Consider the following 19,782-nt stretch of genomic DNA (forward strand, 5'->3'; position numbering starts at 1 on the left):
TTTAAAGCAGCAAGCCGACCTGCGTGCGCTTGGGCAATTTGCTCACCACCAATTGGTGGGAACGTTGCAGCAAGCCTTGCAGCTCTTCGGTGCCCAGCGGGTAGGGCGTTTCCATGATGATCCACTGAGCCCGGGCCAGATACGGCGCCGGGTGAATGCCCGGCCGGTCGCAATGGCCCAGGAACAAGTCCTTGTCGACCTTGAACGCCAGGGACTGTCCCCGCAGGTTCTGCAAGGCGAACATCTTGTTCCCGGCAATCGAAAACACCCGCACGCCACCCCACTTGTAATCCTCCCGCGCGCCGGGCAATGCCAGGCAGTATTGCGCGACATCCTCTTCGCTCATTCGTCCCGCTTTCATAACAGTCTGTCCCCGCAAACATTGAATGATTCGATCAAATGGTCGATCCAGGCACGCACCGCCGGCATCACCCCGCGTCGATGAGGGTAGACGGCTTGGAGCCAACCGCCGGGCAATGACCAGTTGGGCAACAGTTGCACCAGCGAACCGCTTTCCAGCTCTTGCTCGCAATACATCATAGGCAGCATGGTAAAGCCCTGGCCGTTGAGGGTGCAGGCTTTGCGCACGATAAAATCTTCGCAGCCCAATCGCGCTTCAAGGCTCAGGTCGTAGCTTTTGCCCTGTTGATCAAGCATGCGAATGTGCACCATGCGGTCGGCTTCCAGAGCGCCGAGCACGGGCAGGTTTTTCAGGTCTTCGGGATGATTGATTTCACGACCGAGCAAAAAAGCCGGGCTTGCAACCATCAGCATTTGGGCCTGACGCAGGCGGCGGGTGACCAGCAATGGATCTTCATCACCCAGATCCCGCACTCTCAAGGCGACGTCCACGCCCTCGTTGATCAGGTCAACCCGACGGTTGAGCAGCATGACTTCCAGCTGAACCTGAGGAAATTTTTCCAGGAAGTGACTGATCACCCCAGGCAGCATTTGGTGGGCCAACCCCACGGGGCAGGACACTCGTAAGCGTCCCCGGGGCTCGCTGGACATGCTGGCCACCGCTTCATCGGCCATCTCGGCCTCCAGCAGCATCGCCTGACAATGCCGCAAGTAACGCTCGCCCACAGCGGTGAGGTTGAGTTGGCGGGTGGTGCGTTGCAGCAGGCGCGCGCCCAGGCGTTCTTCCAGTTCGGCGATGCGTCGCGACAGCCGCGACTTGGGAATCCCCAGTAAACGCCCGGCCGCTGCGAAACCACCGGCTTCGACCACTTTGGCGAAGTAGTAGAGATCATTAAGGTCTTGCATTGGTTTCAAACTCGACTGTTCTATCAGCGAGACGAACTATCGCATTGTTACCGACTAATCATCTATTGGTTTCGTCGGTAGGATTGTCTCCATCAGATCGCCGGGTGGCGATCCTCACCTTGGAGATCCCACATGAAATTACTGCATATCGATTCGAGCATTCTGGGTGACAACTCGGCTTCCCGTCAGCTGAGTCGCGAAGTCGTCAAAACCTGGCAAGCCGCCGAGCCTGGCGTTGTGGTGACTTACCGCGACCTGGCCGCCGATGCCATCAGCCATTTCTCCGCCACCACCCTGGTCGCCGCCGGCACCGCCGCTGAACTGCGCAACGCCGCGCAACAGCACGAAGCCGATCTGAGCGCCCAGGCCCTGGCCGAATTCCTCGCCGCCGATGCCGTGGTAATTGCCGCGCCGATGTACAACTTCACCATCCCGACCCAACTCAAGGCCTGGATCGACCGCATCGCCGTGGCCGGTCAGACTTTCCGCTACACCGAAGCCGGCCCTGAAGGCCTGTGCGGCGGCAAGAAAGTGGTGATCGTCTCGACGTCTGGCGGTTTGCACGTTGGCCAACCAACCGGCACTGCTCACGAAGACTATCTGAAAGTGCTGTTCGGCTTCCTCGGCATCACCGACATCGAGTTCGTCCGCGCCCATGGCCTGGCCTACGGTGATGAAGTGCGCACCAAAGCCATGAGCGACGCTCAGGCGCACATCAGCGAGCAATTGTTCGCCGCCGCGTAAGGCTTGCGTAGAGTCGTAAACAGCTCGGGCAATACCCCTGAAACTCTGTATTCTGGTCATCGTGATGGCCAGGTACGGAGTTTTTTGTTTCTGGCGGTTATCAGTTTCTGGCCCAGGTTATGCAGTCGAGGGCTGACATCTGCGGTCAGGTAACAAGGTGGGGCATTCCATGGTGCGTCTTTGTGCAACGCTACTGATTTGCCTGCTCGGCAGTCTGGGTTTTGTGCACGCCGCGTCTGCGCCACATCCTCACTGGAGCGTCGGTTTCCATGAGATGACCTTCCTTGATCCGCTGGACTTGCAGCCGATGCGAGCCATCGCGTTTTACCCGTCCAGTGAAAAGGAACATTCCAGCACGCTCGAGGGCTACGCGGTCGAAGCGGGTGAAAACACCAAAGTCGCCATCGGACGTTTTCCGATGTTGATGCTGTCTCACGGCAACACCGGAACCCCGCTGGCCCTGCACGACCTCGCCACCTCATTGGCACGCAAGGGCTTCGTGGTGGTGGCGGTGATCCATCCCGGCGACAACTCCAAAGACCACAGCCGCCTCGGCACCTTGAGCAACCTTTACGGGCGGCCGATTCAGATTTCCGAAGCCATTACCGCGACACTCAGCGACCGGATGCTCGCGCCTTTCGTCAATGCGCAGCAGGTCGGGGTGATTGGCTATTCGGCGGGCGGTGAGACTGCGCTGATCCTGTCCGGCGCCACCCCGGATCTGGATCGCCTGCGCCGTTATTGCCAGGAGCGCCCGGATGATCACGATGCCTGCAACACCCAAGGCGAACTGATCGTCGATCGTGATGACTTGCAGCCAGTGGCGGACCCGCGAGTGCATGCCTTGCTGCTGATGGCGCCGCTGAGCTTGAAGTTCGGCCGCCATACCCTGGCCGACGTGCATGTGCCGGTGCTGCTGTACAGCGGCGATGGCGACAAACTGGTGGCGTTCGACAAAAACGCCGCAGCGCTTGCGCGTAAACTGCCGACCGCACCGGACTTCAAGTTGCTGGCCGGGGCAGGGCACTTCGTATTCATGGCGCCGTGCAACGAAGAACAGATCGCCACCATGCCGGCACTGTGCACCGATGCCGATGGCGTCGACCGCAAGGACATTCACCGCAACATGATTTCCGAAGCCGGACGGTTCTTCGCCCATGCTCTGGGCAAACCCACCCGCGCCGGCATGCAGACCGCGGATCAATAATGTCCCCGGAACCCTGTGGCCATCGCGAGCAGGCTCGCTCCCACAAGGGATTGCAGGTGTCAGGCCATTGCGCGGTGTTTCAGCAGCAACGTCAAACCGAGTCCGGTCACCGACAACAACGCCGCACTAAAGAAAATCCACGAATAGCCCAGGTTCAACGCCACCGCGCCCATCAGTGGTCCGGCAATCGCCAGCGCCAAATCGAAAAACACCGCATAAGCACTCAAACCCGCTCCGCGACTGGAATTAGGCACTTGCTTGATCGCTTCCACACCCAACGCCGGATACACCAGCGACAGGCCGAACCCGGTCAGCCCAGCGCCGATCAAGGCATAACCCGTTGAGGGCGCCAGCCACAGCAGGACCAGCCCCACGGTTTCAATGGTCATGCAAGCGATGGCGGAGGTGAAGCCGCCGAAACGGTTGATGCTGGATATGAACAACAGCCGCGCCAGAATGAAACAGACCCCGAATACCGTCAGGCAATAAGCCGCGCCGGTCCAGCCAAGGCTGACGTAATACAAGGTAATAAAAGTGGTGAGTGTGCCGTAACCGATGGACGCCAGGCTCAGGCTTGCGCCGAAGGGGGCAATGCGCCCGAACACCGCCCAGAACGGCAGGCGCTCGCCGCGAATCACCGGTACCGAAGGTTTGTTGCGGATCAACAGCAGCGCCATCAAGGCCAGTAACGACAGCGCGATCCCGAGGCTGGCGAACCCAGTTCAGCGACCATCACCACGCCCAGCGGCGCGCCGATAGCGATGGCACCGTACGAAGCGATCCCGTTCCAGGAAATCGAACGCGCCGTGTGCTCGGCACCGACCTGGCCCATGCACCAACTGATCGTGCCGACCCCGATCAACCCTTGAGCGATGCCCAGCAACAAGCGGCCAGCGATCAGGATGATCAGGCTCAACCACGGCACACTTTGCAGCAGGGTCGACAGCAAAGTCAGCACGCCGCTCAACGCAATCCCCGACAAGCCGTAAACAATCGCCCGCTTGGTGCCGATGCTGTCCGACAGACGCCCGGCCATGGGCCGACTGAGCAGGGTGGCCAGGTACTGAGAACCAATGGTCAGCCCCGCGACGATGGCGCTGAACCCCAACTGCTCATGGACATACCCCGGCAACACGGCAATCGGCAGGCCGATACAGAGGAAGGCAATAAAGGTATAGAAAACGATGGAGACGATCTGCAGGGTGATCGCCATTGAGCTTTGCGGGGGCAGTTGCTGCACAGACATGAGAGCTCGTTCGCGGGCGGCGGTAGGAGAACTGCATCATGGCGTGGGCGGGAAATAAAAGGAAGCAGGCTAACGATCAAAAGATCGCAGGCTTTGATCGTTCCCACGCTCCGCGTGGGAATGCCGCCAAGGACGCTCCGCGTTCCACTTCGGATGTGACGCAGAGCGTCACGGGATGCATTCCCACGCGGAGCGTGGGAACGATCAAAAGCATGCCTTGGCCCTGAAATGCAAAAAGCCCCGTCACCAGGACAGGGCTTTCCACTTGAAGCTTCAACCAGAAGCCGTCTTACATCAACACACCCTGACTACGCAGGTAGTCGTCATAGGTGCCGCTGAAGTCGATCACGCCATCGGCGCTCAACTCGATGATGCGAGTGGCCAGGGACGATACGAACTCACGGTCGTGGCTGACGAAGATCAGCGTGCCCGGGTAGTTCTCCAGCGCCAGGTTCAGCGCCTCGATGGATTCCATGTCCAAGTGGTTGGTCGGTTCGTCCATCACCAGCACGTTCGGCTTTTGCAGGATCAGCTTGCCGAACAGCATGCGACCTTGCTCACCACCGGAGATGACCTTGACCGACTTGAGGATCTCGTCGTTGGAGAACAGCATGCGGCCGAGGGTGCCGCGAACCAGCTGCTCGCCGCCCTGGGTCCATTGGCCCATCCAGTCGAACAGGTTGCAGTCGTCTTCGAAGTCGTGAGCGTGGTCCTGGGCGTAGTAGCCCAATTCCGCGGCATCGGTCCACTTCACGGTGCCGGCGTCTGGAGTCAATTCGTTGACCAGGGTGCGCAGCAGGGTGGTTTTACCGATACCGTTCGGGCCGATGATCGCTACGCGCTCGCCGGCTTCAACCTGGAAGCTGAAGTCCTTGAACAGCGGCTTGCCGTCGAAGCCTTTGGCCATGCGCTCGACGATGACCGCCTGACGGTGCAGCTTCTTGGTTTGTTCGAAACGGATGAACGGGCTCACACGGCTCGAAGGCTTGACTTCGGCCAGTTGGATCTTGTCGATCGCCTTGGCGCGGGAGGTCGCTTGTTTGGCTTTCGAGGCGTTGGCCGAGAAGCGGCTGACGAACGATTGCAGTTCCGAGATCTGTGCTTTCTTCTTGGCGTTGTCCGACAGCAATTGCTCGCGGGACTGGGTCGCCACGGTCATGTACTCGTCGTAGTTGCCCGGGAACAGGCGCAGCTCGCCGTAGTCCAGGTCAGCCATGTGGGTGCATACGCTGTTCAGGAAGTGACGGTCGTGGGAGATGATGATCATCAGGCTGGAGCGCTGGGTCAGAATGTTTTCCAGCCAGCGGATGGTGTTGATGTCCAGGTGGTTGGTCGGTTCGTCGAGCAACAGCACTTCAGGATCGGAGAACAGTGCCTGCGCCAGCAACACGCGCAGTTTCCAGCCCGGGGACACTTCGCTCATCGGGCCGAAGTGCTGCTCGATGCCGATACCCAGGCCCAGCAACAGCTCGCCGGCACGGGATTCGGCGGTGTAGCCGTCCATTTCGGCGAATTCGGTTTCCAGCTCGGCCACGGCCATGCCGTCTTCTTCGGTCATTTCCGGCAGCGAGTAGATGCGGTCGCGCTCGGCCTTGACCTTCCACAGCTCTTCGTGACCCATGATCACGGTGTCGATCACGGTGAATTCTTCGTAGGCGAACTGGTCCTGGCGCAGTTTACCCAGACGCACGTTCGGCTCGAGCATGACCTGGCCGCCGGACGGCTCGAGGTCGCCACCGAGGATTTTCATGAAGGTCGACTTGCCGCAACCGTTGGCGCCGATCAGGCCGTAGCGGTTACCGGCGCCGAATTTGACCGAAACGTTTTCGAATAGCGGCTTGGCGCCGAACTGCATCGTGATGTTAGCTGTGGAGATCAATTACTTTACCTATCAATGAGTTGCGAGCTGCGCATTTGGCGCTTGGGCCATTCCTGGGACATCCTGGAGTTTCTCTCCATCTCTTCCCAGTCAGCGCTAGCGTTCAACCAGCGCGCATAAGTCGAGAGCAGCATCTGGACGCTGTGTCCAAGCTGTTGGGCAATAAAGGCGGGATTCATGCCAGACATTGCGCATATTGTCGCATAAGTGTGACGGCAGTTGTACGGTGGGCGATAACGTGTCGCGCGCTTCTTCAAGGTTCGGCCCCGGTTTGTGCAGAACCGGGATCTGTCTGATGGTTTGGCTCATTCCGGGGCGAGCAGACGCAGGGGAGCTCCTTGATCACACCTCGATGTTATTTTTGTTCAGCGTTGTGTTCGGGACACTGGGCGTGGCTCTGGGTAAAGTCAGCACCGCTTGCCCGGCCAAGTGTGTTTCAGATGGATTACTGAATGGCCAGCAGTTGGTCAGGGTGGGCACCTATTCAGATTCATCTCCCCTATGCCGCGCATGGCGGCAGAAGGTGCAGAGGGGTCTATTCTTCTTCGTCAGGGGCCGGGTTTCCGGGCGCGCTGGCGCTTCGTTGTCATCACCGCTGACCATCGCCTGATCGATAGCGGCTCGCAGATACTCTTCTTGGTTCTCGCCCAAGACACGCTCCTCGCCCGCCATTCCCCCGGCAGGCTGTGAGTGGATTAGTGGGTTACGCTGGAAAGCAGGCAGCGTGAGAACGCAAACGGTCTTTCATCACGGATGGGATCAAAATGAAACTGATTTTGGTGATGCTTGTTGTTGGTCTGTTGGCTTGGAAGCTTTTCCCTGAACTACAGTCCTGGGCTGCGGCTCAACTATCGAATCCCAAAGAAGTCTCTAAAGAAGTCTCTAAAGCAGTCTCTATAGTCGTGACTGCGTCGAAGCCTGTTTCAGCGCCATTCAAATGTGATGGACGCAAATATTGTTCGCAGATGACCTCGTGCGCAGAAGCCAAGAACTTTCTGCAAAACTGCCCAGGAATGAAAATGGACGGCGACAACGACGCAATCCCCTGTGAGTCGCAGTGGTGCCAATGACTATTTGCCGCTGAGCAACAGCAGTTGAAACTCTGGCTTTGCCGCACGCTGAACAGTGTGCGACAAACCGGCGACTGACCCAGATCGAGACTCAGAGCACGTAGCCAGTGGCTTGTCCGAGGTGGTTGTCCTGCCCTCCGGTGATGAGGTGCAGTGGAATGTGTTGTTGTTCATCAATGGATGGGATTTCAAAACTTCCCACTATTTGAAGGTGCCGCTCACTCAGCCCGGTCGACTCTTCTTCTTTTGCCTTAGCCATTCTCGCGTGGTTCGCTGCGATTTCATTGAGAGTTGACACGTTACATCTCCCGGTGACTGACCAAGCGTATCGCTGGAGTCCTAAGCGTTAATTTAATTGCCGCCGCGTCAGAATTACGTCGTTCTGGGGCTGCTACGTCCGGCTTCTGCAAAGCCTGAGCCAGACACTGTGGTGTAACCGGCGCCATGTTTACATAGGCGACGAATGGTGGTATGGCATGAGGCTACTATCAAGAGAACGATTCAAATTACTGGCCGATCCGCGCTACACATTTTCACAGTTGAAGGTTAACTATTAGTTACAAAGTGTGGCTAAAATGCCATCTTTCATCACCATGCCGACCATTGGCATGACTCAAGGACGCGCCATCGGGACGCAGTTTGTTCACTTCTGACGTGTGACGATTTTCGTGAAACTTATCATTGCCTCTATTTATGTCATCTCCGTCGCGTATGTTCACTTGCGCGGGAAGGTGCGTCACAAATTAGGCCGACAACTCAGCGACCACTCGACGTTTCTGGCGCCGATCAATTGCTTCCTTTACCTGTTCTCCAAAACGCCCAACAAGCCTTATCTCAATCTGGCAGACTTTCCCGACTTGAGCCCTTTGCAAGCCCATTGGGAAGAGATTCGTGCCGAAGGCCAGAATCTGCTCGAGGCCGGGGAGATCAAGCGTTCCAATCAGTACGACGACGTTGGTTTCAACTCGTTTTTCAAAAGTGGCTGGAAGCGTTTTTATCTCAAGTGGTACGGCGACAGTCACCCATCCGCCGCAAAGCTCTGCCCGCGCACGACTGAACTGGTGCAAAGCATCGGCTCGATCAAGGCAGCGATGTTCGCCGAATTGCCTCCGGGTTCGAAACTGGTCCGTCACCGCGATCCATATGCCGGTTCCTACCGTTATCACTTGGGGTTGGAAACGCCGAACGATGCCGGTTGCTACATCAACGTCGACGGTGAGAACTACCATTGGCGCGACGGCGAAGCGGTAATGTTCGATGAGACTTTCATTCATTACGCCGAAAACACCACCGCGCAAAACCGCATCATCCTGTTCTGTGACATCGAGCGGCCGATGAAGTATCGCTGGGCGGCGGCGTTCAATCGTTGGTTCAGCCGCACGGTGATGGCGGCGGCGGGCGCGCCGAACGATGCGGGCGACAAGGTCGGTGGCATCAACCGATTGTTCGCCAGAATCTACAAGATTCGCCTGCGTGGAAAAGCGCTCAAGAAGCGTAACCGCACTCGCTACTACCTGGAGAAGTGGGCGGTTTTTGGTGGGTTGCTGGCGATTTTTGTTTTGATCTGAATTTTGCGTTGTGGCGCATGACGCCATCGCGGGCAAGCCCGCTCCCACAGGTTTGGCGGCGTTCGCAGAATTTGTATTCGACGCCGATACTGTGGGAGCGGGCTTGCCCGCGAAGAGGCCGGTATTTTCACCGCATAATTTATGAATGCTGCTGGGACCGGTCAGCCACGAGAATGCTTCGTGGCTTTTTTGTCTGTAGTCGTTTTGGCTTTTGCTGTCGTTTTACCGCCGCCCTTGCCACCAAGGCTGCGTTTGAGCAGCTCGGTCAGATCGATAACATCGGCGGTTTTACGCACCTCTTCCCCTGTCGCCGTTTCGACATCTTCGATCTTGCCTTCATTCGCTTTCTTCTCGACCAGCGCCATGATCTTGTCTTCGAAACTGTCGCGGTACTCCTCGGGCGTCCAGTCGGCACTCATGTCCTCCACCAGCCGTTTGGCCATCTCCAGCTCGCCTTTGGCCAGATCCGGCTTGGTCACTTCACTGCCCAGTTCCAGTTGATCGAGGCTGCGCACTTCGGCGGGCCAACGCAGCATCACCAGCACCATGGCTGACTCCAGCGGCATAAGGGCCGCCAAGTGCTGGCGCGAATGCAACACAACGCGAGCCAGGGCGACCTTGTCGGTTTTGCTGAGGGTTTCGCGCAACAGCGCATAGACCTTGCCGCCGCGCTTGTCCGGCGCCAGGTAGTAGGGCGTGTCGATGTTTTGCAGAGGGATCTGCTTGCTGGCGACAAAGGCAAAAATATCGATGGTTTGGGTCGACACTGGATGGGCCGAACGAATCTCCTCTTCACTGAGCACCACGTAACGTCCCTTTTCGTACTCGATCCCTTTGACGATGTGCTCTTGAGTGACTTCCTTGCCGGTGACCTTGTTGATGCGCTTGTAGCCGACCGGGTCCATGGTGCGGCTGTCGAGCCAATTGAAATCGATCCCGCGCGAAGACGTTGCCGAAACCAGCGCCACGGGGATGTGCACCAGACCGAAGCTGATTGCGCCTTTCCAGATTGCCCGTGCCATCGTCGTGATCTCGTCGATTGATGTTCTGGTGACCTGTGGCCAAGGGCAAAAGTTTCAGTCGGCAGCGGCCCGGTCCTGCGGGCGGATCAGCGGTGCGGTCAACTCGTGTTACATCTTGTGGAGCAGGTTTTGGTTAACAAATTCGAACCCTGGGCGTAGCGTGGCTCTATTCATCCGTGAAGCATGGCACGCTCATTTAGAGAGGTCCTCATGAACCGATGTGTGCTCGGCGTCATCGCACTGGCATTGAGTGGCGTGCTGAGCCCTTTGGCTCTGGCAGATGCCGCATCGCCGTCCTCGCCCATGCTGATGGCGCAGAACCTGCCAGGCAGCACCAATAACAATCCCTACAATAGCCCGATCCGTCGGGCCAATCCCAACAGCATGCAAGGCACCCAGCCAAGCATCCCGGTGATACGCGGTCCAAACACGGTGCCTGTGCCACGACCGCCAACGCTGGATAACGGTGGGATCGGCAACCGCTACCCACAAGATCGATCGGCTCCCAGCAGCCAACCGAAATTCATTCCCAATCCACCGCCCCGGGACTCGGGCCGCAACTACCGTTGAACGGCAGAACAGAAGTCTTGCCAGCCATTTTGACGACAAAAGGAATCGTGCATGTTGCGTAAAGCCTTCTTGGCTACTTTCTGTGCCAGCGCATTATTGACAGTCACGGCGCCCGTCTTCGCGGCGCCAACACAGGATTTTAAAAGCGAGCAGGGCACCGTTGAGCTCACGCCAATTGTTAAAGGCCTGGAGCACCCCTGGGCGCTGGCGTTTCTGCCCGACCGCCAAGGGATGCTGGTGACCGAGCGGCCCGGCAACCTGCGGCTGGTCAGCGCCGACGGCAAACTCTCGGGCCCGCTCCGTGGCGTGCCTCAGGTCTGGGCGAAGGGGCAGGGCGGATTGCTCGATGTGGTGTTGTCGCCCGATTTCAAGCAAGACCGCATGGTCTATCTGTCTTACGCCGAAGGGGGCGGTGAAGGTGGCAAGGCCGGCACGGCGGTCGGTCGCGGACGGTTGTCGGAAGACCTGACGGCCATCAAGGATTTCAACGTGATCTTCCGCCAGAAGCCCAAGCTCTCGGTCGGCAATCACTTCGGCTCGCGATTGGTGTTCGACCGCGACGGCTATCTATTCATCACCTTGGGCGAGAATAACGACCGGCCCACGGCGCAAGACCTCGACAAACTGCAAGGCAAGATCGTGCGGCTCTACCCGGACGGCAAGGTGCCGAAGGACAATCCCTTTGTCGGGCAAAAAGGCGTCCGCCCGGAAATCTGGTCCTATGGCCAACGCAACCCGCAAGGTGCGGCACTCAACCCCTGGAGCGGCACACTCTGGGAAAACGAGCATGGCCCTCGGGGTGGCGACGAGATCAATCTCATCGAACGAGGCAAAAACTACGGTTGGCCCATCGCAACCCACGGCATCAATTATTCCGGCCTGCCAATCCCGGAAGCCAAGGGCGAAACCGCCGAAGGCACCGTGGGCCCGCACCACGTCTGGGAAAAATCCCCCGGCCTGAGCGGCATGGCCTTCTACGATGGCGATCGTTTCAAGGCCTGGCAGCACAACGTGTTTATCGGTGCGCTGGTGAGTCAGGAGCTGATCCGCCTGCAGCTCGAAGGCGACAAAGTCGTTCACGAAGAGCGGCTGCTCGGTGAACTTAACAAACGAATCCGCGATGTGCGGCAGGGGCCGGATGGTTATTTGTATGTACTGACCGATGAAGATGGCGGGGTGCTGTACAAGCTTGGCCTGAAGTAAAACGTATAACCTGTGGCGAGGGAGCTTGCTCCCGCCGGGGTGCGAAGCGCCCCCATGCAATCGACTGCTTCGCACTCGAACGGGAGCAAGCTCCCTCGCCACAGGTTTACTCACGCCGGTAGAGAATCACTGCTGCCCGCAGCTTGCCTCGCCCAAAACTGCACATTTTGTCGAATTCGCCATGGCTGACTGGCAAGTGCTGGCAGTCCATCGGCTGACGATGCTGGCTGTGATCCACATCCGGATCGTGCAGGTAGACGAACTCTTCGTCGCAATCGGTGACGATCACCCAGTGCGGTGCCTTGGAACGGGTCAGGCGATAGCTGCTGATCAATACCAGCGGCTGTCCGCCATCGTGCAGTAACCGTGGCAGATCCAGTGGTCCGCCGATCATTCGTTGCACATCGATGGCTTGCAACTGCGCCGTGAACTCCTCGTGTACCAGGCGCATTACGTCTTTTTTATGCGCATCGCGCACACCGTCGAGAAACAACGGCCCGGCCATGCTCAGTTGTAGCTGCACCCGAAAGCCACGCCGCCACGCTGCCAGCGCCAGACCTTGAGGGCTGCAGCCACCGTGGCCAGACGTCATGAACACCGTGGTCGCCTCGCGCCAGATTTGCAGCTCTTCGCCACGCTCCAGCGCTCGATTGTCTTGCAGCGCGCCCATGGCCATCAGCAGGCAGGCCGGGCCACAGGTGAACTCGGTGGTCTGAGGGTAGTAAGGCACCTTGATGTTGCGTGAATCGCGGTGCTGGAGGATACGTTTTTCCAATCGCAGCGCGTCGGCATGGTCCTGGTAATAGTCGTGAATCAGCGCGAAACGCCGGTAGCCGTTGCGCTCATACAGCGCAATCGCCGTCGGATTGTCGATACGCACTTCCAGCCTCAGGTAGGCGCAGTCATGCTCAACGGCGCAGGCCTCGACACGTTCGAGCAATTGCTTGCCCAGTCCACTGCCGCGAGCATCAAGGGCTATCGCAATCGAGTACAGGCGCGCCAATGAAGTGCCCCGGTGAAACAGCACCACCGCATAGCCCACTAATTGCTCGCCACGTTGGGCCACCAGCAGTTGCCCGTGAGCCCGACTAATCATCCATTGAAAACTGCGACTGTTGAGCCGATCCGTTGTGAAACATTGCTGTTCGAGTGCCAGCAGTGCCGGTATGTCTTCAACTACCGCCAAGCGAAAAACAAGATTCATATGACCGCCGTAAAAGTTACGTAACGAAACGGGACTTTCGAAAAAGTTCGTGCTTAATAGGAAAGGTCTTGTTCTTCAATGGATCAATCACTATGTCAGCGGTACAAGGTCATTGGCGCGAAGTATCTGAGCAAAAGTTGCCGACAGCAATAACTTCTGCAAATTATTTAAATGGCTCGATCAGAACTTCCAGCCAGTTGATGATCATCGTCGAACGCAAGGAAGACTGGGCCTCCTACTTCCCCAGTGAAGACATCGTCACTGCCCAGGAATACCTCGAACAGACCCGCGACAACGAGCAGGGCAAACGGGTTCAGGTGATCAACCTGTGCCGCAGCTACAAGTACCTCGGGCACGGCTATTACTGCTCGCTGCTGGCTGAGGCGCGGGGGCACAAGGTTATTCCGTCGGTGCGGACCATCAGCGAACTGACCCGTAAATCCCTGTATGGCCTGTCCCTGGATGATCTGGATAAAACCCTGGAAAAAGCCCTCAGCAATCATCTTTACAGCGATACCGAAGGGTTTACCCTGACACTGTACTTCGGCAAAACTTCTATCGAACCATTACAGGATCTGGCTCGACAGTTGTTCGAGGTTTTTCCTTGTCCTATATTGCTGGTTGAGTTTCGTCGAACTAACGGTTGGCACATCGAAGGTGTAAGGTTTGGCGCCTTGCATAAGTTGCGTGAAGATCAGGAAGATCAGTTCGCTCATGCACTCGACAGTTTCAGTCGCAAGATCTGGCGCATGCCGCGCTCCAGGCGATTGGCCCGTTATGACCTGGCCATTCTGCACGATCCGCTAGAAGCATTACCGCCCTCCAATCCCAAGGCTTTGGACAACTTTGTCAGGGTCGGCAAGACACTAGGCATCGACGTCGAGCTGATTGAACGCAAGGACTACGCCCGAATCGCCGAGTACGACGCGCTCCTGATTCGCGAGACAACGAGCGTCGACAACCACACCTACCGCTTCGCCAAAAAAGCCGAGAGTGAAGGTTTAGTGGTGATGGATGACCCGGCGTCGATCCTGCGCTGCACCAACAAGGTGTACCTGACTGATTTGCTCAAAAGCCATCAGCTGGGTATGCCCGCCACTGAAATCCTCTACAAGGAACGACCGGAAGATTTCGAGCGGGTAGGCGAGCGTCTGGGGTTTCCACTGGTGCTGAAGATACCCGACGGTTGTTTCTCAAAGGGCGTTATCAAGGTTGAAAGCCAGCAAGCCTTGCTTGAAGCCACCGCCGAACTGTTCGAACACTCGGTATTGCTGCTGGCCCAGGAATTCTTCTACACCGAATACGACTGGCGCATTGGTGTGCTCAACCGCAAACCGATCTTTGCCTGCCAGTACTTTATGTCCAAGGGCCATTGGCAGATCTACAACCACAAAGCCAAAGGCCAGGACATCAACGGCGAATGCCGCACCCTGGCAGTTCACGAAGCGCCGCGCGCGGTGGTTGAACTGGCGGTGAAAACCGCGAATCTCATTGGCGACGGCCTCTACGGCGTCGACCTCAAACAGTCCGGCGACAAAGTGGTAGTGATCGAAGTCAACGACAACCCGAACATGGACGCCGGCATCGAAGACGCCTACTTGCAGGACGATTTGTATTCCTTGGTGCTGGAAGAGTTTGTCCGTCGGCTGGAGCTCAAGCGCCGCGGCCAGGCCTGGTGAGCGGCCGATGATCAAGAGTTTTGAGCTGAGCCACGGCGCCCTGCAAGCGATTGAGCGGCTAGACGCCGACGTGATGCTATTCAGTAACCCCGATGCGGCCGAACGGGATCTGTTGCACAGCCATTTCAAACTCGATGAACACGCTCTGGCCTCGGCCCTGGACCCCGACGAGGTGTCGCGCATCGAGTTCCACCCCGACAACCTGTTCCTGATCTGGAAGCGCCCGGAAAACTACTCCGGTGGCGGCAGCCTGGCCTTCGAGGTGTCCTCCTGCGGCTTGCTGTTTTCCCCGGGGCGCCTGTTGGTGATCGCCACCGACGACTCACCGCTTAGCGGCCTCGGCACGCGGCAGTCATTGAATACGCCACTGGATGTGTTGCTCGACCTGCTGTTCAACAACATTCACCACTATCTGGGGCACCTCAAGGTGATCAAGATGGTTGCCCGGGAGTTGCAACAAAAATTCAATGCCTCGATGCAGAACCAGCATCTGATCCAGATGTTCAACCTCAGCGAAAGCCTGATCTATTACATCAACGCCATTCACAGCAACGGCGCGGTCCTGACCCGGTTGCGTAATCATGCGGCGAAGGAACACTTCAGCGCTGAGGCCATTGGTTTGATCGACGACCTGATCATCGAGAACAACCAGTGCTACAAACAGGCGGAAATCTACTCCACGGTGTTTTCCGGGCTGATCGATGCGCGGGGCAATCTGATGAACAACAGCATGAACAACCTGCTGCGCAAACTGACGTTGATCAACGTGGTGTTTCTGCCGTTGAACCTGATTGCGAGCATTGGCGGAATGTCCGAGTTCAGCATGATGACCGCCGGCACGCCGTGGTGGGTTTCCTATCCGTTATTTCTGACGGCGATGATGCTCGGGGCGGGGGGGATGGTGATTGGCCTCAAGCGCCTGGCGAGGTGATTCCGGTGGCTGTCAGATCGCCTTCGCGAGCAAGCCCGCTCGCGATAGTCATCTCAAAATCAGACCAATTCTGGATCATGCTTGTTGAGTGGCATCGATGGAGTTCTTGCGGCGTTGAAGCCCCCGCACCACCAGATACAACAACGGCCCGACAGCGACAGATTTCATGGTTTCCTTCCTTGGGACAATGAGCAGAATCGCCAGCCTACAGCGGCCCTTGAAAATTGGCCATTGACTTGCCATCAGCGTCCGGCTAATTTCCAGCCATGACTTCCACCGTATTGCGCTGCCAGCCAAGCATTATTACCGCCATTCCTTATTTGGCGGGCTAGCTCACGACTGCAGCACCCAACCCGCCCTAGAGGCGGGTTTTTACTTTCTGTCTCTGGGCTCCGATCAAAGTCAGGAGACGACCATGAGCAGCACCCCCGCCCAGCAGAGCTTGCTTGAGCACTACGTGAAAAAAATCCTCGCCGCGCCGGTTTACGAACTCGCCGTACGCACGCCGTTGCAAGCCGCACCGGCCTTGTCCGAGGCATTGGGCAATCAGATCCTGCTCAAGCGCGAAGACTTGCAACCGACCTTTTCCTTCAAGATCCGCGGTGCCTACAACAAACTGGTGAACCTGAGCGACGAACAGAAAGCTCGTGGTGTGATCACGGCCTCGGCGGGCAACCATGCCCAAGGCGTAGCGTTGGCGGCCCGCGAGCTGGGGATCGCCGCAACCATCGTCATGCCCTGCACGACGCCGGAATTGAAGGTGCACGGGGTTCGCAGCCGAGGAGCGGATGCGGTGCTGCACGGCGAGAGTTTTCCATTTGCCCTGGAGTACGCGCTGAGCCTGGCACAGCAAACCGGCCGCACCTTTGTCTCGCCCTTCGACGACCCGGACGTGATCGCGGGGCAGGGCACCGTCGCCATGGAAATCCTTCGCCAACACCAAGGGCCGCTGGACGCGATCTTCGTTCCGGTGGGCGGTGGTGGCTTGATCGCCGGCATTGCCGCGTACGTCAAATACCTGCGCCCTGAAGTCCGCATCATCGGCGTCGAGTCGGAACATTCCGCCTGCTTGCAGGCTGCATTACAGGCCGGCGAACGGGTCGTGCTGCCAACCGTCGGCACTTTCGCCGATGGCGTGGCCGTCGCTGAAATCGGGGCTCATGGTTTCGAGGTCTGTCGGTTTTGCGTGGATGAGGTGGTGACCGTCAGCAACGACGAACTCTGCGCGGCCATCAAGAATATCTACGACGATACCCGCTCGATCACTGAACCTTCTGGCGCCCTGGCCGTGGCAGGAATCAAGCAGTACGTGGGACGAACCGGCGCACGGGGGCAAACCCTGGTGGCCATCGATTCCGGCGCGAATATCAATTTCGACAGTTTGGGGCATGTGGCCGAGCGCGCCGCGCTGAGCGGCGTGTCGGCGTGAGGGACAGACCGGTTATTCGTGAACGGCTTTCTCGACATGGCTCGACGCCGACCAGATCCGGTAGCGCACTTCGACGTCCTTGGGCACGTAGAGCACGATCGGCAACTTGCTGTTGTAACGCAGCCTGAAACCGTCACCGACCACCGGCACGAAGTCCTTTTTGCTCTTGCCATCCGGGCAGGCCATCAGCGTGCTCATCGGACCGGTGACTTTTTCCAGACGGTAATACGGGTAACCCCAACCCTCAAGGTTCTTTTCCTCGAGCATGCCGCCCAGGCGCTGACGGTTGCAGTCCACGGTCAGGGTCTTGCCGGCAAGAATCTCGACCTGATAACCGTCTTCCTGTTGTTGCGGCGCGAGGTGAATGACCTGGCGGGTAAAACCGCTCTCGGGCTTGGGATACGGTGCGACGTCTTCGAGGGTTGCGGCGTGGGCTACAGACGACAAAACGGCGACTATCAGCCCGACGGTCGTGTTAAGCGGCAAAGCTCCCATGATGCCTCCTTGCGTGTGTGTGGGGTCAGCGGATACTGAATGGATGGGCCGCATTTTCACTGCCGTCCTCACCCAATGCAAACTCGTCATCGGGGTGTTTGCAAAATGCAGGTCTTGAAACAGTCCTTTCTTGCAATTTGCACGAGTCACTTTATCGCATCCCGCAGCAAACCCTTGATTTGCCGACGAGGCGCAGAGCGAAATCTCGGGCATGTTTTATGCTGAAGCTGTCTTGAGCTGACCGCGATCCCTGATGAGTCAGCACTGAAACAAAAAAACGGTCGGACGTTGGAACGATGAAACCCGCCAGGAAGAAAAGAACGGGTGATCTGAGCTCCGACCGACATTGATTCTTGATTGGCAATCTCACAATACCGAGAGGGTGGCCATGTTTCTTTCTGCCTTGGAACTACGCAATATCGTTGAAAGCAGTTTTCTTCCGAGACGCTGCCAATGCACGCTGTCGCCGGACCTGTCGATGACCGTCAAGGTGTATTCGGACAACGAGACTGACCATCTCGACCTGTGCGTCACCGGCATAGACGCCCATCGCCTCAACGGGTGTCGGGAGATCAATAATCTGATCGCCGAGTTACGCACCGACCTTGAGCACAACAGCCATGGCCAGTTGTTCAACGCTAAGTCGAAAGCCCATTAACCGGCCGTTTCACCCAGTTCGACCGACACGCGCCGGGTCTGGATAAACCCCAGTCCCAGCGCCAGTTCCACCAGGATCGCCAGCAAAATACCCGGCCCGGCATGGCCATTGAGCCATTCGCCGAAGCCCAGCGCTGCCAAACCGAAACATCCCACCATAAAGCCGCTGCACATCGCGCTTCGCGCCGCCGAGGGTGGCGCCTGCCGCACGAGATAAAACATCACCCCCAATGCGCCGAACAGCACCGCACTGCGCCTGGCGATAAAGCCCGCCGCCGACGAGTACTCGATACTCCAGATCGCCAACAACCCTTGCGGCATCAAACCCCAGACCAGTGCCAGCAGAAAACAAAGCGCGGCGGTGAACGTCGACAGCGTGCGAAACGAGAACTGCATGGCGAATCCTTTCGGCAGTGAGGGAGACGCCAAAGCATAGCGTCAGAACCCTCACAGGCCTACTGCCAAACACCGAATCAGAAGCTTCTGTCAGTTCTGATAACTGCACGCGTCAGAAAATTTTCTGTAGGTGATTTCCGCAGGCTTACCCGACTTGTCGATGTACTTCATGTTGGCCGTCACTACTTGGCATTCCAGCGTCTGCGGCTCAGTCAGGGAAATGACCTTGGCCACCTGCAGCTGCATGCCGTAGTGATAAGGCACGGCCTGGGAGGACGACGTCTCGTTGGCCTGAGCGAAACCGGCGAACGCGGTGCAGGCGAGGGCGGTGGTCATCAGTAGTGTTCGCATGTTCATGATGGGTCTCCAGTGCAGAGGGAAGTCAGTTCGACTGAAGAACGTCGAACCTGCCGCACTGGGCGTCAGAGGGAGCTGAGGGCGTGCGGTCCAGTAAAGCTTTGGACCGTGGGGTTAAGCGATGGTTAACCGGGTTGTATGCCGCCTGTCGTGAGGCGGTTTCTGACAGAGGTTTCATGTAGGTAAAAAAACTGAGGGAGCTTCGGCTCGTTCCTACACGCTTGGGCGCCTTGTCGTCTTTCGCTGGCTGGAGATCAGCGTTTACTGTTTGGCTTCGCTGCAAAATCAGCGAACAGGTTTGGTCACCTGATACCTTCACACATATGTGTGCCATCATTCGCTCTGCGGACTTCTATGTCCTCGTAGTGCGTTGCAATGGCGGCTGTGTGCTGGACGCCTTCGGGCGAGCCGAGTTGATGGTATCGGTTGACCAAGCCTGTACACAGTCCGCCTCCCATCGTTTGGTCACGATGCTGGCGGTTATTCACTAATCATCGAGTAATCACTATGCCAACGATAAATCCATTCCCCGAACGCTACCGTTCAATCAAAAGCAGCGTTACCGACTCAAATCCCTTGGTGATCGACACAGAAGCCAATCCCCAAGACATCCTCGAATCCGCCCTCCAGCGCATCCGAGCCTCCAGCCAGTTACTTGAAACACTTCACTGCCTATGCTTCAAGCACGGTGATGTTCAGGACATTCCGCACATTACCCATGCACTTTATCTGCTGACTCAGGATGGTTGCGATCTGTTGACGGTTGCTCAGCAGCGGATGATGGGCTGGAAAGCGCCGGTCTGACGCCACAGCATTACAAACAAGCCAGTCTCTTATGAAGGCTGGCTTGTTTGCGGGA

The 19,782-nt window shown here is 57.7% G+C and carries 19 protein-coding genes and 3 pseudogenes; 11 read left to right on the plus strand and 11 right to left on the minus strand.

Annotated elements, in window-relative coordinates; all coding sequences use genetic code 11:
- Position 1 precedes the first annotated feature (1 nt).
- Positions 2–361: an MmcQ/YjbR family DNA-binding protein gene (locus PSH97_RS13600; protein WP_095630514.1), complete on the minus strand. Its 360-nt coding sequence runs from the start codon at positions 359–361 to the stop codon at positions 2–4.
- Positions 358–1,266 (minus strand): LysR substrate-binding domain-containing protein, encoded by a 909-nt coding sequence (locus tag PSH97_RS13605; RefSeq protein WP_305449629.1) that lies wholly within the window; start codon positions 1,264–1,266, stop codon positions 358–360. The genes PSH97_RS13600 and PSH97_RS13605 overlap by 4 nt, the downstream gene beginning before the upstream one ends.
- A gap of 132 nt (positions 1,267–1,398) precedes the next feature.
- On the opposite strand from PSH97_RS13605, the gene PSH97_RS13610 reads away from it, so the two are divergent.
- Complete coding sequence (locus tag PSH97_RS13610; protein ID WP_305449630.1) at positions 1,399–2,010, plus strand: FMN-dependent NADH-azoreductase; 612 nt, start codon at positions 1,399–1,401, stop codon at positions 2,008–2,010.
- Positions 2,011–2,179: 169 nt separating this feature from the next.
- Complete coding sequence (locus PSH97_RS13615) at positions 2,180–3,217, plus strand: alpha/beta hydrolase family protein (protein ID WP_305449631.1); 1,038 nt, start codon at positions 2,180–2,182, stop codon at positions 3,215–3,217.
- Between the two features lie 59 nt (positions 3,218–3,276).
- On the opposite strand, the pseudogene PSH97_RS13620 reads toward PSH97_RS13615, so the two are convergent.
- The 3 genes and pseudogenes from PSH97_RS13620 to PSH97_RS13630 form a co-directional block, all read right to left on the minus strand.
- Positions 3,277–4,463, minus strand: a pseudogene (locus PSH97_RS13620) (MFS transporter).
- A 289-nt stretch (positions 4,464–4,752) separates the two neighbouring features.
- On the minus strand, positions 4,753–6,342 hold the full coding sequence (locus tag PSH97_RS13625; RefSeq protein WP_123496728.1) for an ABC-F family ATPase: 1,590 nt from the start codon (positions 6,340–6,342) through the stop codon (positions 4,753–4,755).
- Positions 6,343–6,347: 5 nt separating this feature from the next.
- Positions 6,348–6,581, minus strand: a pseudogene (locus tag PSH97_RS13630) (hypothetical protein); the annotation flags it as partial.
- Between the two features lie 525 nt (positions 6,582–7,106).
- On the opposite strand from PSH97_RS13630, the gene PSH97_RS13635 reads away from it, so the two are divergent.
- Positions 7,107–7,412 (plus strand): excalibur calcium-binding domain-containing protein, encoded by a 306-nt coding sequence (locus PSH97_RS13635; RefSeq protein ID WP_305449632.1) that lies wholly within the window; start codon positions 7,107–7,109, stop codon positions 7,410–7,412.
- 91 nt (positions 7,413–7,503) lie between these two features.
- Here PSH97_RS13635 and PSH97_RS13640 read toward each other — a convergent pair whose 3' ends face one another.
- Positions 7,504–7,710, minus strand: a complete 207-nt coding sequence (locus PSH97_RS13640) for a hypothetical protein (RefSeq protein ID WP_305449633.1) — start codon at positions 7,708–7,710, stop codon at positions 7,504–7,506.
- Between the two features lie 370 nt (positions 7,711–8,080).
- On the opposite strand from PSH97_RS13640, the gene lpxO reads away from it, so the two are divergent.
- Positions 8,081–8,980, plus strand: coding sequence for a lipid A hydroxylase LpxO (lpxO, locus tag PSH97_RS13645; RefSeq protein ID WP_305449634.1), 900 nt, complete (start codon positions 8,081–8,083; stop codon positions 8,978–8,980).
- A gap of 161 nt (positions 8,981–9,141) precedes the next feature.
- On the opposite strand, the gene ku is transcribed toward lpxO, so the two are convergent.
- The gene (gene ku / locus PSH97_RS13650) at positions 9,142–10,002 is read right to left on the minus strand and encodes a non-homologous end joining protein Ku (protein WP_305449635.1); all 861 of its coding nucleotides are present in this window, start codon (positions 10,000–10,002) and stop codon (positions 9,142–9,144) included.
- 210 nt (positions 10,003–10,212) lie between these two features.
- Between ku and PSH97_RS13655 the strand changes: the two genes are divergently transcribed.
- Together PSH97_RS13655 and PSH97_RS13660 are read left to right on the plus strand one after the other, a co-directional pair.
- Positions 10,213–10,572, plus strand: a complete 360-nt coding sequence (locus PSH97_RS13655) for a hypothetical protein (RefSeq protein ID WP_305449636.1) — start codon at positions 10,213–10,215, stop codon at positions 10,570–10,572.
- A 51-nt stretch (positions 10,573–10,623) separates the two neighbouring features.
- Complete coding sequence (locus PSH97_RS13660) at positions 10,624–11,775, plus strand: PQQ-dependent sugar dehydrogenase (protein WP_305449637.1); 1,152 nt, start codon at positions 10,624–10,626, stop codon at positions 11,773–11,775.
- Positions 11,776–11,881: 106 nt separating this feature from the next.
- On the opposite strand, the gene rimI is transcribed toward PSH97_RS13660, so the two are convergent.
- Complete coding sequence (gene rimI, locus PSH97_RS13665; protein WP_305449638.1) at positions 11,882–12,979, minus strand: ribosomal protein S18-alanine N-acetyltransferase; 1,098 nt, start codon at positions 12,977–12,979, stop codon at positions 11,882–11,884.
- Between the two features lie 200 nt (positions 12,980–13,179).
- On the opposite strand from rimI, the gene PSH97_RS13670 reads away from it, so the two are divergent.
- The 3 genes and pseudogenes from PSH97_RS13670 to ilvA all read left to right on the plus strand — a co-directional run.
- Positions 13,180–14,658: a RimK family protein gene (locus PSH97_RS13670; RefSeq protein WP_305449639.1), complete on the plus strand. Its 1,479-nt coding sequence runs from the start codon at positions 13,180–13,182 to the stop codon at positions 14,656–14,658.
- 7 nt (positions 14,659–14,665) lie between these two features.
- A complete protein-coding gene (locus PSH97_RS13675) occupies positions 14,666–15,589 on the plus strand; it encodes a magnesium transporter CorA family protein (RefSeq protein WP_305449640.1) in 924 nt (307 codons plus the stop codon).
- Positions 15,590–16,004: 415 nt separating this feature from the next.
- A pseudogene (gene ilvA / locus PSH97_RS13680) lies at positions 16,005–17,000 on the plus strand (threonine ammonia-lyase, biosynthetic); the annotation flags it as partial.
- 30 nt (positions 17,001–17,030) lie between these two features.
- On the opposite strand, the gene eco reads toward ilvA, so the two are convergent.
- Positions 17,031–17,513, minus strand: coding sequence for a serine protease inhibitor ecotin (eco, locus tag PSH97_RS13685; RefSeq protein ID WP_305449642.1), 483 nt, complete (start codon positions 17,511–17,513; stop codon positions 17,031–17,033).
- A 388-nt stretch (positions 17,514–17,901) separates the two neighbouring features.
- On the opposite strand from eco, the gene PSH97_RS13690 reads away from it, so the two are divergent.
- The gene (locus tag PSH97_RS13690; protein ID WP_305449643.1) at positions 17,902–18,171 is read left to right on the plus strand and encodes a DUF1652 domain-containing protein; all 270 of its coding nucleotides are present in this window, start codon (positions 17,902–17,904) and stop codon (positions 18,169–18,171) included.
- Here the strand turns inward: PSH97_RS13690 and PSH97_RS13695 are convergent.
- Together PSH97_RS13695 and PSH97_RS13700 are read right to left on the minus strand one after the other, a co-directional pair.
- The gene (locus PSH97_RS13695; RefSeq protein ID WP_123497067.1) at positions 18,168–18,566 is read right to left on the minus strand and encodes a hypothetical protein; all 399 of its coding nucleotides are present in this window, start codon (positions 18,564–18,566) and stop codon (positions 18,168–18,170) included. The two genes, PSH97_RS13690 and PSH97_RS13695, sit on opposite strands and share 4 nt — an antisense overlap.
- 90 nt (positions 18,567–18,656) lie before the next feature.
- Complete coding sequence (locus PSH97_RS13700; RefSeq protein WP_305449644.1) at positions 18,657–18,923, minus strand: DUF2790 domain-containing protein; 267 nt, start codon at positions 18,921–18,923, stop codon at positions 18,657–18,659.
- Between the two features lie 507 nt (positions 18,924–19,430).
- Here PSH97_RS13700 and PSH97_RS13705 point away from each other — a divergent pair.
- Entirely contained in the window at positions 19,431–19,727 is a 297-nt protein-coding gene (locus PSH97_RS13705; protein WP_305449645.1) for a hypothetical protein, read from the plus strand.
- The last annotated feature ends 55 nt before the right edge of the window (positions 19,728–19,782 follow it).

It is taken from the genome of Pseudomonas cucumis (assembly GCF_030687935.1).
Lineage (GTDB): Bacteria > Pseudomonadota > Gammaproteobacteria > Pseudomonadales > Pseudomonadaceae > Aquipseudomonas > Aquipseudomonas cucumis.

Bases quoted from the DNA above. Each gene is read 5' to 3' on its own strand.
- PSH97_RS13600 (WP_095630514.1), bottom strand. From the start codon at position 361: ATGAAAGCGGGACGAATGAGCGAAGAGGATGTCGCGCAATACTGCCTG.
- PSH97_RS13605 (WP_305449629.1), bottom strand. From the start codon at position 1,266: ATGCAAGACCTTAATGATCTCTACTACTTCGCCAAAGTGGTCGAAGCC.
- PSH97_RS13610 (WP_305449630.1), top strand. From the start codon at position 1,399: ATGAAATTACTGCATATCGATTCGAGCATTCTGGGTGACAACTCGGCT.
- PSH97_RS13615 (WP_305449631.1), top strand. From the start codon at position 2,180: ATGGTGCGTCTTTGTGCAACGCTACTGATTTGCCTGCTCGGCAGTCTG.
- PSH97_RS13635 (WP_305449632.1), top strand. From the start codon at position 7,107: ATGAAACTGATTTTGGTGATGCTTGTTGTTGGTCTGTTGGCTTGGAAG.
- ku (WP_305449635.1), bottom strand. From the start codon at position 10,002: ATGGCACGGGCAATCTGGAAAGGCGCAATCAGCTTCGGTCTGGTGCAC.
- PSH97_RS13655 (WP_305449636.1), top strand. From the start codon at position 10,213: ATGAACCGATGTGTGCTCGGCGTCATCGCACTGGCATTGAGTGGCGTG.
- PSH97_RS13660 (WP_305449637.1), top strand. From the start codon at position 10,624: ATGTTGCGTAAAGCCTTCTTGGCTACTTTCTGTGCCAGCGCATTATTG.
- rimI (WP_305449638.1), bottom strand. From the start codon at position 12,979: ATGAATCTTGTTTTTCGCTTGGCGGTAGTTGAAGACATACCGGCACTG.
- PSH97_RS13670 (WP_305449639.1), top strand. From the start codon at position 13,180: ATGATCATCGTCGAACGCAAGGAAGACTGGGCCTCCTACTTCCCCAGT.
- PSH97_RS13675 (WP_305449640.1), top strand. From the start codon at position 14,666: ATGATCAAGAGTTTTGAGCTGAGCCACGGCGCCCTGCAAGCGATTGAG.
- eco (WP_305449642.1), bottom strand. From the start codon at position 17,513: ATGGGAGCTTTGCCGCTTAACACGACCGTCGGGCTGATAGTCGCCGTT.
- PSH97_RS13690 (WP_305449643.1), top strand. From the start codon at position 17,902: ATGTTTCTTTCTGCCTTGGAACTACGCAATATCGTTGAAAGCAGTTTT.
- PSH97_RS13695 (WP_123497067.1), bottom strand. From the start codon at position 18,566: ATGCAGTTCTCGTTTCGCACGCTGTCGACGTTCACCGCCGCGCTTTGT.
- PSH97_RS13700 (WP_305449644.1), bottom strand. From the start codon at position 18,923: ATGAACATGCGAACACTACTGATGACCACCGCCCTCGCCTGCACCGCG.
- PSH97_RS13705 (WP_305449645.1), top strand. From the start codon at position 19,431: ATGCCAACGATAAATCCATTCCCCGAACGCTACCGTTCAATCAAAAGC.